The organism is Pediococcus damnosus (genome assembly GCF_001437255.1).
In the GTDB taxonomy this organism is placed as follows: Bacteria; Bacillota; Bacilli; order Lactobacillales; family Lactobacillaceae; genus Pediococcus; species Pediococcus damnosus.
The window spans coordinates 1-2,598 of sequence record NZ_JQBD01000145.1 but is presented as its reverse complement, the minus strand read 5'-3'; the positions used below and the strand labels follow the sequence as shown (position 1 = coordinate 2,598).

Sequence of the window (2,598 nt, the reverse complement as noted above, 5' to 3'; positions counted from 1 at the left end):
GCATTATATTTCGATCTATGAATATTTCAGGTTTATATAGAAGAAAAATGAAAAAAGCGACTAGTGGCCAAGCACAGATATTGTTTTGCGTAACCTAGTCGTTTTTTGGCTATTTAACAGGTTTACCCAAATAATCATCGTGATAGCGATCCGCCAAATAAGCGTGAATTTCTGCTAACATCAATTTTGTTGAGGGTGCTTCTGCTTGGGTTTTGTTGGCACTGAGACAAATCGTGCGGTAGTACTGGTGAGAGAATGGATAGACATTAACATCACCGGTTAGTTTTTGAAGGGCTAGTTTAGGCAAAATACCAAATCCGAGGCCACTTTCTACCATTGAAAGGATAGACTGGTCATCGATAGAGTAAGAAATGGCATTCAGAGCAACATTATATTGATCTAATGTCTTTTTTGTGTCGCGATCATAATCAATTTGCTGCAAGATAAAATGATAATCACCGATGTCATCAGTGGTGATGTAAGTTTTGTTTTTAGGAACAAAGTCAGCAGGGGTCACACAGTAAATGGGATCAGCAACTAAGGGCTCAGTGTTTAACTGTGAATCCATGGGTAAGGTGGCAAACCCGATATCGACGGTCCCAATTCGTGCCATTTCGGCGATTTCTGAAAAAGTTCCTTGTGTAATCGACACATCAACACCGGGATACTTTTTCTTAAAATGTTGAATAATAGATGGAAGCCAGTTAATACAGACACTACTGAATGCGCCAATGCGAACGGTACCTAAGTTTAAACCACGAATTTGATCGGCGACCTGCTGTAGTTGTGCTTCGCTATTTAGAATGTTTTGGACGACCGGCAAAATTTGCTGACCATCAGGAGTGATTTCCACACCAGTGCGGTTACGAATAAACAAAGGAAAGCCAAGCTCGTTTTCTAGTTGACTGATTGCATGACTTACCGCGCTAGGAGTGACATTTAGAATCTTGGCAGCCTGACCAAAGTTTTTAGTTGTGACAACTTGTGCAAAAATTTCATAGGAAAAATTAGCCATAATAGTCTCCAATTCAATTTAGTAGTGAAAAGCATTCACATTTTATTGAGAAAGTTGAGTTTTACTTCATACTAAATAATTAGTATCATAGAGTCAATAACTAAAATAAATAATATGGAGGGAATAAACATGGAAGAAGAATTTGCAAGTCGTGTTTCGTTGACTTCAAAAAGTGGGTTGAATGCAATATACCCCAGTCGGGATCCGGAGATGATTTCATTTACTGGAGGATTTCCTGATGCAAATTTATTTCCCACACAAGAACTCGGTAATAGTTTTCAAAATGTGATTGGTGGTGCACAAACACCTTTTCAATATCAAATTGGCCAAGAGTCGGAGCCTCTGCGTGAACAGATTTCAAAGCTGTTGGCTGCGGATGGCACCCAGGTAAGTCCTTCTAAAATTATGGTTACTCAAGGTGCACAGCAGGGCTTAGATTTAGTTGCAAAATTATTAATCAATAAAGGCGACGGTTTGGTCGTTGAAGGCCCAACCTATATTGGTGCTTTGGCTGCCTTTGATGCTTATGAGCCGACTTACTACACTGTGGAGATGGAAGAAGATGGCATGAATCTTGCAGATTTAAAGAAGATTTTGATCCAACAACAAGTAAAATTAATTTATACAATTCCAGATTTTCAAAATCCCACAGGAACGGTTATGTCACTTGCCAAAAGAAAACAACTGATCGAACTAGCAAATCGCTATAATGTTTTGATCATAGAAGACGCTCCTTATCGATGGTTACGCTATGAAGGAAAGTCTTTACCAACCTTAAAATCACTCGACACGCAAGACCGTGTGATTCAGTTAGGCAGTTTTTCCAAAATTTTAGCACCAGCCCTTCGATTAGGGTGGCTTACAGCAGGAAAAGGTCTCTTTGAACGTCTTCAAGAATTAAAAGGCGGGTCTGATTTAGAGACTTCAAGTTTAATGATACAAACGGTTAACTACTATTTAACGCATTACGATCTTGATGCGCATTTAAACCAGTTACAAAAGAGTTATCAAGTGAAACGAAATGCAATGATGACAGCAATGGAGAACTATTTACCAGATTTTGCGCATTATACGAGACCACAGGGAGGATTCTTTACTTGGCTGACTGTTCCCAAAGACCTTGATTTAGAAAAGATCCAAAATAGCCAATTAAAACCAAACTTTCATGTCATGATGATTCCGTCAACGAACCTTTTCCCTGATAAGAAGCATTGTAATGGTGCAAGAATTAGTTTTAGTAATGTAACCCTTTCACAAATTGATTCAGGAATTCAACGACTAGCCAACGGCCTATCTAGTGGTTATCAAAAGCAGTCAGTCTAAAATTGGTATAGGTGGTTTTAACGGATGAGTTTTGAAAGAAATGAAATTAGTTTGAAAAAGTCCTTGACGAAATGTTCTCAGGTTGTTATATTTATATACGTTGCCTGACGGAGAAAGGCGTGCCAAGTTAAAAAAAGAAGCAAAAGTTTTTCTTGACAAGCTTTTAACCAGATGGTATACTAATTAAATTGTCTCGGTTGATAAGCAATTGAAACCGAAAAGACAATTGGTAGACCTTTGAAAACTGAACAAAGTTTCGA

The 2,598-nt window shown here is 38.3% G+C and carries 2 protein-coding genes; one reads left to right on the top strand and one right to left on the bottom strand.

The features are described from left to right. Positions 1-109: 109 nt before the first annotated feature. Entirely contained in the window at positions 110-1,015 is a 906-nt protein-coding gene (locus IV84_RS10280; RefSeq protein WP_056986614.1) for a LysR family transcriptional regulator, read from the bottom strand. 129 nt (positions 1,016-1,144) lie between these two features. Between IV84_RS10280 and IV84_RS10275 the strand changes: the two genes are divergently transcribed. Next, complete coding sequence (locus tag IV84_RS10275; RefSeq protein WP_046872400.1) at positions 1,145-2,338, top strand: aminotransferase-like domain-containing protein; 1,194 nt, start codon at positions 1,145-1,147, stop codon at positions 2,336-2,338. The last annotated feature ends 260 nt before the right edge of the window (positions 2,339-2,598 follow it).

Excerpts from the sequence above, each read along its gene's own strand:
- IV84_RS10280 (WP_056986614.1), bottom strand. The coding sequence starts at position 1,015 with ATGGCTAATTTTTCCTATGAAATTTTTGCACAAGTTGTCACAACTAAA.
- IV84_RS10275 (WP_046872400.1), top strand. The coding sequence starts at position 1,145 with ATGGAAGAAGAATTTGCAAGTCGTGTTTCGTTGACTTCAAAAAGTGGG.